We start from the raw sequence: 13978 nt of genomic DNA on the forward strand, positions 1-13978 counted from the left end.
CCGCCAATGCAGATGTGTCAGTCTTCGTCCCAGCCGCGGCGCTCGCGCCGTTCGCGTTCGTGCTCATGATGGCGCCACTGCCGTTCACGCCACTCCTGGCGCTCATGCCAGTCGCGCTCGCGCCAGTCCTCGGCGTAGCCGTAGGCGGCCACCGGCGCGGGCGCATAGACGACCGGCGGCGGCACTTCATAGACGGGCTGCGCGGGGACCAACACCGGCCCCGGAATGCCAATGCCGATACCCACATCCACGTGCGCGGATGCCATTGAGGAAGCCACCAACAGCGCGCCGCCCGCAATCACTGATAGCAAATTCTTGTGCATGATTTTCTTGTCGCCCGAGGTGAGTGGCGATGACAGTGAAGATGGAGCGCAGTTTAGGCAGCGCTGAGCAATGCAGGTGCAAGAGGGATGCGATTTTGGTAACGCCAGGTAACGGTGCGCGGCCTTAAGGTTGCCATAATGATTGGCGTGCAGGATACGCCGTTTTGGACCGTCGGCATCCCTTCAACGCGCTATTGTGCGGCGTTGCTGGCGGCCCGAAGCGGCAACGGATTGCCGTCGATACGGCGATCGATACGACAAATGACAACGGCAAACAACAACGCAAACAATAGCCGACACGCACCGTGGACATTTTTGTCAGCGGGCATTCATGACTGGGGGAACAATGGGCTTTTCTACCGAAGTTTGGGCGCTTGCGCGTCTGTGCTGCATGTACCCGGTGCTGGGCGGAATGGCGATCTGGTATCTTTCGCGCGCCGACCGTCTGCTGGAGGCGGTACGCGGCCGCCACGAATGATCGACGTCGCCGGCGCGCGGGTCCGTCGCGATACCCGCGTCGCATAGCGCCACGCTGCTGCACAACCGCAAACGCAAACGCAACCGCAACCGCAACCGCAACCGCAACCGCAACCGCAACCGCAACCCCCCGACACCCCGCCGCACCCGCACTTTTGCGCACCGCGTCAGCGCCACTTGCTCTGGCGCGACATCCCCGGCCAGACCCTTCGCCTCCGCTAAACCCTTACCCAACAAGGCTCCCGCCGCCCGCCGGCGGCCCGTGCGCGGCGCAGGTGTCGCATTTCCTCATGTGGTTGTCGCAAATAGTCGGCAACGCGTACTTTTTTCTGGCAACTATGTATGCACAGCGCGGACGGTCGTCCGCCACGTCAGCAAGTATCTTGCATGGGACTGGAGTAAGAGCTTTGCATGGGCCCGGAGTAAGCGCTAAAGCGCTAACTCCGGCCGACAGCTAAAGCGCTAACTCCAGTCGACAGAGGAGAGCATTCAATGAATTCCCCGAAAGTCGTGGTCGAAGGGTTGTGCAAGGTGTTCGGCACCAACCCGAAACAGGCGATCGCCATGCTGGCCAGCGGCGCAACGAAAGAGGAGGTGTTCGCGCGCACGGGTCAGATTGTCGGCGTCCACAACGTATCGTTCGAAGTGAAGGAAGGCGAGATCTTCGTGCTGATGGGCCTGTCCGGCTCCGGCAAGTCGACGCTGATTCGCCTGATCAATCGGCTCGTCGAACCGACGGCCGGCAAGGTGCTGATCGACGGCCGCGACGTCGCGGCCGTGCCGCGCTCGGAACTGACGGCGCTGCGCCGCAAGGACATGAGCATGGTGTTCCAGTCGTTCGCGCTGATGCCGCAGCGCACCGTGCTGTCCAACGCGGCGTTCGGGCTCGAAGTGGCGGGCGTCGGCCGCAAGGAGCGCGAGCAGCGCGCCATGAGCGTGCTCGAACAGGTCGGCCTCGCGCCGTTTGCGGAAAAGCTGCCCGCCCAGCTCTCGGGCGGCATGCAGCAGCGCGTGGGGCTCGCGCGGGCGCTCGCGGTGAACCCGTCGCTGATGATCATGGACGAGGCGTTCTCCGCGCTCGATCCGCTCAAGCGCAAGGAAATGCAGAACGTGCTGCTCGATCTGCAACGCGAACAGCAGCGCACCATCCTGTTCGTGTCGCACGATCTGGAAGAGGCGATGCGCATCGGCACGCGCATCGCGATCATGGAAGGCGGCAGGGTGGTGCAGATCGGCACGCCGCAGCAAATCATCACCAACCCCGCCGACGATTACGTGCAGGCGTTCTTCGAAGGCATCGACACCAGCCGTTATCTGACCGCCGGCGATCTGATGCAGACCGACGCCGTGCCGCTACTGCAGCATTCGCCGCAGATCGATGCGTCGAGCGTCGCCGCCACGCTCAACGGCAGCGCCGACTACGCGTTCGTGGTCGACCGCGAACGCAGGATTCGCGGCTTCGTGTGCCGCGATGCGCTCGGCAGCGCGTCGCCGCAGCTCAACCGGATCGAGTGCATCCGCCGCAGCACGCCGCTCGACGACGTCGTCGAACGCGTGGTGGCGAGCCGCGCACCGTTGCCGGTCGTCGAAGCGGACGGCTCCTACTGTGGTTCGATCAACAAGACGAACGTGCTGAACGTTCTTACGCGCCATCGAGGTTCCCATGTCTGAAATCATTCCACTTGGCGCCTGGGTCGATCACGGCGTTCACTATCTGCTCGACCACGACGCCAAAACGTTCGACGCGATCGGCAAGGTCATCGAGAGTTTTGCCGCGCTCGTCGAGCATGGCTTGCAGTCCGTGCCGATGTGGGCACTGATGGCGTTTTTCGTCGGCATCGGCTTGTGGCGGGTGGGCTGGCGGTTCGCGCTGTTCACGCTGCTGGCGATGCTGCTGATTTACGGCACCGGCTTCTGGGATCAGATGGTGATCACGCTCGGGCTCACGCTGTCGTCGACCGTGATCAGCCTCGTGCTCGGCGTGCCGCTCGGCATCTGGACCGCCAAGAGCCGCACCGTCGAGATGGTGGTGCGACCCGTGCTCGATCTGATGCAGACCATGCCCGCGTTCGTCTACCTGATTCCGGCCGCGATGCTGTTCGGCCTCGGCCGCGTGCCGGGGATCCTGTCAACGGTGATCTTCGCAATGCCGCCCGCGGTGCGGCTGACGTCGCTCGGCATCAAGCACGTGAACCGCGAGATCGTCGAAGCGGGCCAGGCGTTCGGCTGCACGCCGTGGCAATTGCTCTACAAGGTGCAGTTTCCGAATGCGCTGCCGTCGATCATGACCGGCGTGAACCAGACCATCATGATGGCGCTGTCGATGGTGATCATCGCGTCGATGGTCGGCGCGGGCGGGCTCGGCAACGACGTGCTGGCCAGTATTCAGCGGCTCGATATCGGGCTCGGCTTCGAAAGCGGCCTCTCGGTGGTGATGCTCGCGATCATTCTGGACCGCATCACCGAAAGCTTCGGCCGCGCGCCGGGCATGGCGCGCGCACCGCTGCTGTCGGGCTTGCGCAGCGTGATGAAGGTGCGCCGCGCGCCGACCGCGCAGCACGGCTGAGGCGCCGATGAAGCGCGACGCGCTCACCCCCGTCGAGCCCCAGGCCGATGCGCCGCTGGCCGGGCTCGCGCATGTCGGCTTTCTGACGCTGCCGAACTTTTCGATGATCGCGTTCACCAGCGCGGTCGAGGTGCTGCGCATGGCCAACTACGTGGGCCGCGCGCAGCACTACCGGTGGTCGGTCATCACGCCGGACGGCGAGCCGGCGCGCGCCAGCAACGGCATCACGGTGAAGCCCACCACGACGCTCGCCGAAGCCGGGCTGCCGGACGTGCTGTTCGTCTGCGCCGGCTGGCATGTGCGTGATTACGTCGACGACGCAGTCGTCGCGTTGCTGCGCGACGTGGCCGCGCAGGGCATTCCGCTTGGCGGCATCTGCACGGGACCGTATGCGCTGCTGGCCGCCGGCCTGCTCGACGGTTATCGCGCGACCGTGCATTGGGAAGACATGTCGCCGTTGCACAAGAGCTACCCGCACGTGCGTTTCGCCGACGAACTGTTCGTGATCGACCGCGACCGGATGACCTGCACCGGCGGCACCGCGCCGCTCGATCTGATGCTGAAGCTGGTCGGCATGCGTCTGGGCCATGCGGTGGCGGCGCAGGTCTCCGAGCAGTTCATCGTCGAACGGATTCGCGGCTCGACCGACTATCAGCACATTCCCGTCGACGCGCGGGTCGGATTTTCACGCGCCGAGCTGATCGAAGTGGTGCGGCTGATGGAAGCGAACATCGAGGAGCCGTTATCGCTCGACGAACTCGCGCGGCTCGTGCATCTGTCGCAACGTCATTTGCAGCGCATGTTCAAGATGTTCCTGAGCGTGTCGCCGACGCACTACTACCTGACGCTGCGTTTGCGGCGTGCGCGTGAGCTGCTGCGCAATACGGACGCGTCGATTGCGCGGGTGACGGCCGTGTGCGGCTTTCATTCGCCGTGTCATTTCAGCAAGGCTTATCGCGCGCAGTTCGGGCATGCGCCGAGTGTCGAGCGGCGGCTGTCGTCGTAAATGCGCGGGTTTAGGAACATCGGTCTGAACAAACCTGTTCGGTCAAACCAGTCGAGTACCCGTCACCCGAATCCACCACCCGAGGGAACGCCATGAAACGTTTGTGGGCTGCGTCATTGTGCGCGCTGTCTGTGTCGTCCGTGTTGGCCGCGGAACCCGCCACCTGCCGCAACGTCCGCTTTGCCGATGTCGGCTGGACCGATATCGCGGCGACCACCGGCCTCGCGTCGACACTGCTCGAAGGGCTCGGCTACAAGCCGACCAAGACCATCGCGTCGGTGCCGATCACGTTCGCCGGCGTGAAGAGCAAGCAGATCGACGTGTTCCTCGGCTACTGGTCGCCGACCATGGACCCGATGATCGAGCCGTTCAAAAAGGGCGGCCAGCTCACCGTGCTGCCCGCGCCGAACCTGACCGGCGCGAAATACACGCTGGCGGTGCCCGATTACACGTATCAGGCGGGCATCAAGACGTTCGCCGACATCGCGAAGAATTACGACAAGCTCGACGGCAAGATCTACGGGATCGAGCCGGGCAACGACGGCAATGCGGAGATCAAGAAGATGATCGACAGCAATCAGTTCGGGCTCGGCAAGTTCAGACTGGTGGAGTCGAGCGAGGCGGGCATGCTGGTCGAGGTGAACCGCGCGATCCGCGACAGGAAGCCGATCGTGTTTCTCGGCTGGGAGCCGCATCCGATGAACGTGCAGATGAAGATTGACTATCTGTCCGGCGGCGACGCGGTGTTCGGTCCGAACTACGGCGAAGCGAAAGTGCTGACGGTCGTGCCGACCGACTACTCGACCCGTTGTCCGAACGTCGCGAAGCTGGTGTCGAACCTGCAGTTCACCACCGACATCGAGAACCACGTGATGCTGCCGATCATGAACAAGACCGATCCGAACAAGGCCGCGCGCGAGTGGCTGAAGGCGAATCCGGGCGTGCTGGACAAGTGGCTGGCGGGCGTGAAGACGTTTGACGGCAAGGATGGGTTGCCGGCGGTGAAGGCTTATGTAGCAGGAAAGTGATGGTTTTTTGCCTTCGCGTTGCCTCTGCGGCGCGAAGGCTGAATGCCAGCAGCTCACAGCGAAGACCCGACCGTGAAGCCGCGTTGAATCTGCGTTCAAGCGGCCCGCGTCAAATCGCCTGCGCCCGCCCCGGAAACGTCTCGTCATAGCCCGAGCCGTCCGCCACTTCCGCCGCCGTGCCACGCTGCTCGCGATACATGACCGGCGGCAAGCCGAACTGCTTGCGGAACTCACGGCCCAGATGCGATGCGTCGGAAAAGCCGCAACTCGACGCGATGTCCGCGACGGTCTTGTCCGAACTCGTCAGCAGCCACGCGGCGGTGCGCAAACGCACCTGCTTCGCGTAGGCCTGCGGCGCCTTGCCGGTTTGCGCCTTGAAGAGCCGTTCGAGCTGGCGCGGCGACAGGTCGAGCTTGCGCGCCAGTTCATCGAGCGACAACGTACGGCCGACGTGCTGTTCCATCAGCAGGATCGCGCGCTTGACCTTCGGATGCGCGGCGGGCGCGAGCCCCGGCGGATGCGGCTGCGGTGCGTTGCCTTTCTGCATGTCGTCGACCAGCAGGATGCGCAGCGCCTTCTGCACCGTGGCGGTTTCGAAATGGCGCAACAGGATTGCCGCGGCCACGTCGATCGACGCGCGTCCGCCGGAACACGTAATGCGCCGCCGGTCGATCACGAAGAGGCGATCGGCGACCAGCGCTTCCTCATTCACCGACGGAAAGCGCTCGATGAAATCCCAGTAGTGAAACCAGCTCACGCAGATGCGGTAGCCGTCGAGCACGCCCGCGCGCATCAGTGAGAACACGCCGGTGCACATGCCGACCAGCGTCGCATCGGTAGCGGCCGCGCGGCGGATGAACGCGAGCGTCGCGTCGCTCGCGGCCGGCCCGGAATGCAGCAGGCCGCCGACCACCACCACGTAGTCGAACGGCTCGGCGTTGTCGAAGGTCTCCCATGGCGTGATCTGGATACCGCAGCTCGCGCGCACCGGTGCGAGGGTTTCCCCTAGCACGCTCCACGAGCAGCGCACGGGTTTGCTGAAATCGCCTTCGTCCGCGGACAGGCGCAACAGGTCGACGAAACCCGAGAACGCCGTCAGCGTGAAGTTCGGCAGCAGGATGATGCCGAAGCGGATGCGCTGCTTCGAAGTGCCGTCGATCGATTGAAGGGGAAGCGGGTCAGCGGAATTCATGCGTGCAGCCAGCAAGGAAAGGTGGAAATGGGTGCAGTCAAGCATAGCACTGGGGATCGAGGGCGCTTTATTGGGCAGCTTCTTTGCGCGGCTCGTCGGGGCATGTCGCGACGCCGCTACTTCGCTATGTCGTCATCGCTGCCATACCAGCTTCGCCAGCCGCAACGCGCGCGCCTGTCGAAAATGCGTCAGAAGTCATCGCAAACACGCCGCCGCGCTTTGCGGGCCGCCCGCTTGACGCCACTATCCCACTGTCATGCCGTTTTTATTCTATCGATTCAAACCGGCGTGCGGTGCAATAGAGGCTAATCCACCCAGGCATCGCAACGCACAAGGCACGCCATGAACGTCAGCGTTTTTGATCTGTTCAAGATTGGTATCGGTCCTTCAAGCTCGCATACGGTCGGGCCGATGATCGCCGCATGCCGCTTCGCTTCGCATATCGAAGACGCGAACCTGCTCGGCTTCGTGCGCCGCGTGAAAGTCGAACTGTACGGTTCGCTCGGCGCAACCGGCAAAGGGCATGGCACGGACAAGGCGGTGCTGCTCGGGCTCGAAGGCAATCTGCCCGACCAGATCGACCCGGACCTGATCGAGCCGCGGCTGCGGGCGATCCGCGAGACGAAGCAACTGGCGCTGCTCGGCAAGCATCCGGTAGGCTTCGACGAGCGCGAACACCTCGGCTTCTTCCGCAAGCTGATGCCGGGCGCGCCGGGCTCGGGCATCGTGCACCCGAACGGCATGCGCTTCCAGGCCTTCGACGAGAACGGCCAGCTGCTGGTGGAGAAAGAGTATTACTCGATCGGCGGCGGCTTCGTGGTCAACCGCGAAGGCGATCGCGTGAACGGCGTGCGTGCCGGTGCGGAGGTGCCACATCCGTTTCGTACCGGCGACGACCTGATGCGCGTGTGCCGCGAAACCGGCTTGTCGATCGCGCAGGTGACGCTGCGCAACGAATGCGCGACGCGGCCCGAGCACGAAGTGCGCGAAGGCCTGCTGGCGCTCTGGCGCACGATGTCCGCTTGCGTCGAGCGGGGCTGCAAGGTGCGCGGCGAGTTGCCAGGCCCGATGCACGTGAAGCGCCGCGCCGCCGATCTGTGCGCGCAATTGCGCTCGCGCTCGGAAGAGTCGCTGCGCGATCCGCTGTCGATGCTCGACTGGGTCAACCTGTATGCGATGGCCGTCAACGAAGAAAACGCGGCGGGCGGCCGTGTCGTCACCGCGCCGACCAACGGCGCGGCCGGCGTGATTCCGGCGGTGCTGCATTACTACGTGAAGTTCATGCACGCGTCGAGCGACGCGGGCATCGTCGACTTCCTGCTGACCGCCGCCGCGATCGGCATCATCTACAAGGAAACCGCATCGATCTCCGGCGCCGAAGTGGGCTGCCAGGGCGAAGTGGGCGTCGCGTGCTCGATGGCCGCCGCGGCGCTCGCCGCCGTGATGGGCGGCACGCCGACCCAGGTGGAGAACGCCGCCGAAATCGGCATGGAGCACAACCTCGGCATGACCTGCGATCCGGTCGGCGGGCTCGTGCAGATTCCGTGCATCGAACGCAATGCGATGGGTGCGATCAAGGCGCTGAACGCGGCGCGCATGGCGATGAAGGGCGACGGCCAGCATTACGTGTCGCTCGACAACGTGATCAAGACGATGCGCGAAACCGGCGCCGACATGAAGACGAAATACAAGGAGACGTCGCGCGGCGGGTTGGCCGTGAACGTCATCGAGTGTTGAACCCGCTTTGAACCTCGCTTTGAACCCGTTACGAAGCAACCAGCATTAGCACCGACAGCACCGACAAGGACCAACGATGAACCGCTATTCGATATTCAGCCTGTTGCGCAACGGGATGTCCTATCACGAGAACTGGGAGCGACAGTGGAAGAGCCCCGAGCCCAAACGTGAATACGACGTCGTGATCGTCGGCGGCGGCGGGCATGGTCTCGCCACCGCGTATTACCTTGCGAAAGAGCACGGCGTGCGCAATGTCGCCGTGCTGGAGAAGGGCTGGATCGGCGGCGGCAATACGGCGCGCAATACGACCATCGTGCGCTCGAACTATCTGTGGGACGAATCGGCCGCGCTCTACGAAAAAGCGATGAAGCTGTGGGAAGGGCTCTCGCAGGATCTCAACTACAACGTGATGTTCAGCCAGCGCGGCGTAATGAACCTCGCGCACACGCTGCAGGACGTGCGTGACACCGAGCGCCGCGTGAACGCGAACCGGCTGAACGGCGTGGACGCCGAGTTCCTCACACCCGAACAGATCAAGGAAATCGAGCCGACGATCAATCTGAACAGCCGCTATCCGGTGCTCGGCGCGTCGATCCAGCGGCGCGGCGGCGTGGCCCGGCACGATGCGGTGGCCTGGGGCTTCGCGCGCGGCGCGGATCAGGCGGGCGTCGACATCGTGCAGAACTGCCAGGTCACCGGCATTCGCCGCAACGGCAGCCAGGTGGTCGGCGTCGATACGACGAAGGGCTTCATCAAGGCGAAGAAAGTGGCGGTGGTGGCGGCGGGCAATACCTCGACGCTCGCCGACATGGCCGGCGTGCGCCTGCCGTTGGAGAGCCATCCGTTGCAGGCGCTGGTGTCCGAGCCGATCAAGCCGGTCGTCAATACGGTCGTGATGTCGAACGCGGTGCACGCGTACATCAGCCAGTCCGACAAGGGCGATCTGGTGATCGGCGCGGGCGTCGATCAGTACACGGGCTTCGGGCAGCGCGGCAGCTTCCATATCATTGAAGGCACGCTCGAAGCGATCGTCGAAATGTTCCCGGTGTTCTCGCGTGTGCGGATGAATCGACAGTGGGGCGGCATTGTGGATGTGTCGCCGGATGCGTGCCCGATCATCAGCAAGACCGATGTGAAGGGGCTGTACTTCAATTGCGGCTGGGGTACAGGTGGCTTCAAGGCGACGCCGGGTTCGGGCTGGGCCTACGCGCACACCATCGCGAAGGATGAGCCGCATCCGTTGAACGCACCGTTCTCGCTTGAGCGGTTCTATACCGGTCATTTGATTGACGAACATGGCGCTGCGGCCGTCGCCCACTAGGAGAATCACATGCTGCTGATTGAATGCCCGTGGTGCGGACCCCGCGCCGAAACCGAATTTTCCTGCGGCGGCGAAGCGGACATCGCCCGTCCGCTCGACACCGACGAACTCACCGACAAGGAATGGGGCGACTACCTGTTCATGCGCAAGAACCCGCGCGGCGTGCATCGCGAACAGTGGCTGCACACGCAGGGCTGCCGCCGCTGGTTCATCGCGCAGCGCGACACGGTGAGCTACGAGATCCAGGGCTACGAGACGTTCGAGCGTCCGCTGCTCTCAATGGACGGCAACGACGCCAAAGCGCAAGCGAAGGCACAAGAGGGCAAAGCATCATGAGCCAGAAAGACCGACTGCCCAACGGCGGGCGCATCAACCGCGCGATTGCGCTCACCTTCACGTTCAACGGCGTCAAATACCAGGGCTACCAGGGCGACACGCTGGCCTCCGCGCTGCTCGCAAACGGCGTGCACTTCGTCGCGCGCAGCTGGAAGTATCACCGGCCCCGCGGCATCGTGACGGCGGGCGTCGAGGAACCGAATGCGGTCGTGCAACTCGAAACCGGCGCATATACGGTGCCGAACGCGCGTGCGACCGAAGTGGAGCTGTACCAGGGACTCGTCGCCACCAGCGTGAACGCGAAGCCGAGCATCGAGAAAGACCGCATGGCGATCAACCAGAAGTTCGCACGCTTCATCCCGGCGGGCTTCTACTACAAGACCTTCATGTGGCCGCGCAAATTCTGGCCGAAGTATGAAGAAGTGATCCGCGACGCGGCCGGTCTCGGCAAGTCGCCCGAGCAGCCCGACGCGGACCGCTACGACAAGTGCTTTGCGCATTGCGACGTGCTGGTGGTCGGCGGCGGCCCGACCGGCCTCGCGGCCGCGCATGCCGCGGCGTTGTCCGGCGCGCGCGTGACGCTGGTCGACGATCAGCCGGAACTCGGCGGCTCGCTGTTGTCGTGCCGCGCGGAGATCGACGGCAAGCCCGCGCTGCACTGGGTGCAGAAGATCGAAGACGAATTGCGGCAAATGCCCGACGTGAAGATCCTGTGCCGCAGCACCGCATTCGGCTATCAGGACCACAACCTCGTGACGGTGACGCAGCGGCTCACCGAACATCTGCCGGTCTCGCAGCGCAAGGGCACGCGCGAACTGCTGTGGAAGACCCGCGCGAAACGCGTGATTATCGCGACCGGCGCGCACGAACGGCCGATCGTGTTCGGCAACAACGATCTGCCCGGCGTGATGCTGGCGTCGGCGGTGTCGACCTATCTGCATCGCTACGCGGTGCTGCCGGGGCGCAACGCGGTGGTGTTCACCAACAACGACGACGGCTATCAATGCGCGCTCGACCTGAAGGCGGCCGGCGCGCAAGTGACGGTGGTCGATCCGCGTGCGGGCGAATCGAAGGGCACGCTGCCCGCGCTCGCCCGGCGCCATGGCATCAAGGTGATGAACGGCGTGGCCATCACGGCGGCGCACGGCAAACTGCGCGTCGCGTCGGTCGACGTGGCGTCGTATTCGAACGGACAGGTCGGGGCGCAGCAGGGCGAGTTGCCGTGCGATCTGCTGGCGATGTCGGGCGGCTGGAGCCCGGTGCTGCATCTGTTCGCGCAATCGGGCGGCAAGGCGCACTGGCATGACGACAAGGCCTGTTTCGTGCCGGGCAAGGCGATGCAGGCGGAGACGAGCGTCGGCGCGTGTGCGGGCGACTTCACGCTGGGCCAGGGCATCCGCTTTGCCGTTGATGCGGGCGTCGAGGCGGCGCGCGCCGCCGGCCACATCGTCGCGCGGCCCAATCCGGTCCAGGTGGCCGAACTGGCCGAGGCGAAGATCGCGCCGCTGTGGCTGGTCGGCGGCCGCGAGCTGGCCACGCGCGGGCCGAAGCAGTTCGTCGACTTCCAGAACGACGTGTCGGCGGCGGATATCTTCCTCGCCGCGCGTGAAGGCTTCGAATCCGTCGAACATGTGAAGCGCTACACGGCGATGGGCTTCGGCACCGACCAGGGCAAACTCGGCAACATCAACGGCATGGCGATTCTTGCGCAGGCGCTCGGCAAGACGATTCCCGAGACCGGCACCACGACCTTCCGGCCAAACTACACGCCGGTCACGTTCGGCACGTTTGCCGGCCGCGAGCTGGGCGAGTTTCTCGACCCGGTGCGCAAGACGGCGGTGCATGAGTGGCACGTCGAAAACGGCGCGGCGTTCGAGGATGTCGGCAACTGGAAGCGCCCGTGGTACTACCCGAAGGCGGGCGAGGACCTGCACGCGGCGGTCGCGCGCGAATCGCTCGCGGTGCGCACGAGCGTCGGCATTCTCGACGCGTCGACGCTCGGCAAGATCGACATTCAGGGCCCCGACTCCGCAAAGCTGCTGAACTGGGTCTACACGAATCCGTGGAGCAAGCTGGAAGTCGGCAGGTGCCGCTATGGCCTGATGCTCGACGAAAACGGCATGATCTTCGACGACGGCGTGACCGTGCGTCTGGCCGATCAGCACTACGTGATGACCACCACCACCGGCGGCGCGGCGCGCGTGCTCACCTGGCTCGAACGCTGGCTGCAAACGGAGTGGCCGGACCTGCGCGTGCGGCTCGCGTCGGTCACGGATCACTGGGCCACGTTTGCCGTGGTCGGTCCGAACAGCCGCAAGGTATTGCAGAAGGTCTGCCAGGACATCGACTTCGCGAACGCGGCCTTCCCGTTCATGAGCTATCGCGAAGGCACGGTGGCCGGCGCGGCGTCGCGCGTGATGCGCATCAGCTTCTCGGGCGAACTCGCGTATGAAGTGAACGTGCCGGCGAATGTCGGGCGCGCGGTGTGGGAAGCGCTGATGGCCGTGGGCGCCGAATTCGACATCACGCCGTACGGCACCGAAACGATGCACGTGCTGCGCGCGGAGAAGGGCTACATCATCGTCGGCCAGGATACGGACGGCTCGATGACGCCGTACGACCTCGGCATGGGCGGGCTGGTCGCGAAGTCGAAGGACTTTCTCGGCAAGCGCTCGTTGACGCGCTCGGACACCGCGAAGGCAGGGCGCAAGCAACTGGTCGGACTGCTCGCGGACGATCCGTCGTTCGTGATACCGGAAGGCTCGCAGATCGTCGCCGGTCCTTTCCAGGGTGATACCGCGCCGATGCTCGGCCACGTCACGTCGAGCTACTACAGCCCGATCCTGAAGCGCTCGATCGCGATGGCGGTCGTGAAGGGCGGTCTCGACAAGATCGGCGCAACGGTCACGATCCCGCTCTCGAGCGGCAAACAGATCGCCGCCAAGGTCACCAGTTCGGTGTTCTACGACAGCGAAGGAGCACGTCAAAATGTGGAATGAAACAGGGGGAATGGTGACGGTCGTGGATCGCACTGTCGGCGGAAAAACGGGCGTGTGGCAGGAGTCGCCGCTGGTGGGCGCGGGCGCGTTGCTGAAGAAGCATCAGGCGACGGCGTCCGCTGCATTCAGGTTGAACGAGCGGCCGTTTCTGGAACTCGTAACCGTGCGCGGCGACACGCGCGACGCGGCGTTCGTGAGCGCGGTGCAGAGCGTGATCGGCTGCCGGCCGCCGGAGCAGGCGAACACCGTCGCCCGTGGCAACGGCTATGACATGATGTGGCTCGGTCCGGACGAGTGGCTGGTGCGTTCTGCCACCGCGCACGACGCCACGCGCACCGCGCCGCTGCAGGCGAAACTCGGCGCCGCGTTGAGCGGCGTGTTCGCGTCGGCGGTGGATGTCGGCAGCGGCTATACGGTGCTCAAAATCTGCGGCACGCGCACGCGTGACGTGCTCGCGCGCGGTTGCCCGCTCGATCTGCATCCGAAGCTGTTCGGCGCAGGGCAATGCGCGCAGAGCCATTATTTCAAGGCATCGATGACCTTGCTGCCCACCGGCGCGGATAGCTTCGACATCGTCGTGCGCCGCAGCTTCGCGGACTACTTCGTGAAGATCATGCTCGACGCAGCTGATCCCTTGTTGTCGTAACTCATGTCGTCACGCGCGGCGAGCGGTGTTCGCACGCACCGCTCGCGGCTCATCCGACTCTCGCAGCCACTGACCGCCATGACGTCGACGCGTCTAGCCACCGCGCGCCTCACCGAGCGCGCGTGTCACGAAGGCGATGCCGATGCCGCGCTCGCATTGCTCGATCAGAGTATCGTGCTGCGGCACCGGCGCATCGCGCTGATCCGTTATCTCCTTGCGCAACAGCTCGGTGCGCCGTTGCAGGCGCGCCATCACGAATACGTCGAGAAAATCGCCGCACGCCTGAGTGCGGACACGCTTGCGCGGATTGCCGGCGCCGCGCGTGCGCGACTGCGGGCGTAACGCGC

General features: G+C 64.7%; 13 protein-coding genes. 11 read left to right on the top strand and 2 right to left on the bottom strand.

Annotated elements, in window-relative coordinates; genetic code table 11:
* Nucleotides 1-17: 17 nt before the first annotated feature.
* The gene (locus HV744_RS14490) at nucleotides 18-323 is read right to left on the bottom strand and encodes a hypothetical protein (RefSeq protein WP_175150171.1); all 306 of its coding nucleotides are present in this window, start codon (nucleotides 321-323) and stop codon (nucleotides 18-20) included.
* Nucleotides 324-654: 331 nt separating this feature from the next.
* Between HV744_RS14490 and HV744_RS14495 the strand changes: the two genes are divergently transcribed.
* From HV744_RS14495 to HV744_RS14515, 5 genes are all read left to right on the top strand, one after another.
* Nucleotides 655-801, top strand: coding sequence for a hypothetical protein (locus HV744_RS14495; RefSeq protein ID WP_175150172.1), 147 nt, complete (start codon nucleotides 655-657; stop codon nucleotides 799-801).
* 491 nt (nucleotides 802-1292) lie between these two features.
* Nucleotides 1293-2471 carry a quaternary amine ABC transporter ATP-binding protein gene (locus HV744_RS14500; protein WP_175150173.1) on the top strand — a complete coding sequence of 393 codons (1179 nt, stop codon included), beginning with the start codon at nucleotides 1293-1295 and terminating at the stop codon, nucleotides 2469-2471.
* Nucleotides 2464-3366 (top strand): choline ABC transporter permease subunit, encoded by a 903-nt coding sequence (gene choW, locus HV744_RS14505; RefSeq protein WP_175150174.1) that lies wholly within the window; start codon nucleotides 2464-2466, stop codon nucleotides 3364-3366. The genes HV744_RS14500 and choW overlap by 8 nt, the downstream gene beginning before the upstream one ends.
* A 7-nt stretch (nucleotides 3367-3373) precedes the next feature.
* Entirely contained in the window at nucleotides 3374-4372 is a 999-nt protein-coding gene (locus tag HV744_RS14510; protein ID WP_175150175.1) for a GlxA family transcriptional regulator, read from the top strand.
* A 92-nt stretch (nucleotides 4373-4464) separates the two neighbouring features.
* The gene (locus HV744_RS14515) at nucleotides 4465-5400 is read left to right on the top strand and encodes a choline ABC transporter substrate-binding protein (protein ID WP_175150176.1); all 936 of its coding nucleotides are present in this window, start codon (nucleotides 4465-4467) and stop codon (nucleotides 5398-5400) included.
* A 109-nt stretch (nucleotides 5401-5509) separates the two neighbouring features.
* On the opposite strand, the gene HV744_RS14520 is transcribed toward HV744_RS14515, so the two are convergent.
* A complete protein-coding gene (locus HV744_RS14520) occupies nucleotides 5510-6592 on the bottom strand; it encodes a GlxA family transcriptional regulator (RefSeq protein WP_175150177.1) in 1083 nt (360 codons plus the stop codon).
* A gap of 342 nt (nucleotides 6593-6934) precedes the next feature.
* Here HV744_RS14520 and HV744_RS14525 point away from each other — a divergent pair, with 342 nt between their 5' ends.
* The 6 genes from HV744_RS14525 to HV744_RS14550 all read left to right on the top strand — a co-directional run bounded on the left by HV744_RS14525 (nucleotide 6935) and on the right by HV744_RS14550 (nucleotide 13973).
* Entirely contained in the window at nucleotides 6935-8329 is a 1395-nt protein-coding gene (locus HV744_RS14525; RefSeq protein WP_175150178.1) for an L-serine ammonia-lyase, read from the top strand.
* Nucleotides 8330-8405: 76 nt separating this feature from the next.
* A complete protein-coding gene (locus HV744_RS14530; RefSeq protein ID WP_175150179.1) occupies nucleotides 8406-9650 on the top strand; it encodes a sarcosine oxidase subunit beta family protein in 1245 nt (414 codons plus the stop codon).
* Nucleotides 9651-9659: 9 nt separating this feature from the next.
* Nucleotides 9660-9986 carry a sarcosine oxidase subunit delta gene (locus tag HV744_RS14535; RefSeq protein ID WP_175150180.1) on the top strand — a complete coding sequence of 109 codons (327 nt, stop codon included), beginning with the start codon at nucleotides 9660-9662 and terminating at the stop codon, nucleotides 9984-9986.
* Entirely contained in the window at nucleotides 9983-12985 is a 3003-nt protein-coding gene (locus tag HV744_RS14540; protein WP_175150181.1) for a sarcosine oxidase subunit alpha family protein, read from the top strand. Before HV744_RS14535 ends, HV744_RS14540 begins: the two co-directional genes overlap by 4 nt.
* Nucleotides 12975-13631 (top strand): sarcosine oxidase subunit gamma, encoded by a 657-nt coding sequence (locus HV744_RS14545; protein ID WP_175150182.1) that lies wholly within the window; start codon nucleotides 12975-12977, stop codon nucleotides 13629-13631. Before HV744_RS14540 ends, HV744_RS14545 begins: the two co-directional genes overlap by 11 nt.
* Before the next feature lie 78 nt (nucleotides 13632-13709).
* A complete protein-coding gene (locus tag HV744_RS14550) occupies nucleotides 13710-13973 on the top strand; it encodes a hypothetical protein (protein ID WP_175150183.1) in 264 nt (87 codons plus the stop codon).
* Nucleotides 13974-13978: the final 5 nt, after the last annotated feature.

Source organism: Paraburkholderia ultramafica, from assembly GCF_902859915.1.
Taxonomy (GTDB): Bacteria; Pseudomonadota; Gammaproteobacteria; order Burkholderiales; family Burkholderiaceae; genus Paraburkholderia; species Paraburkholderia ultramafica.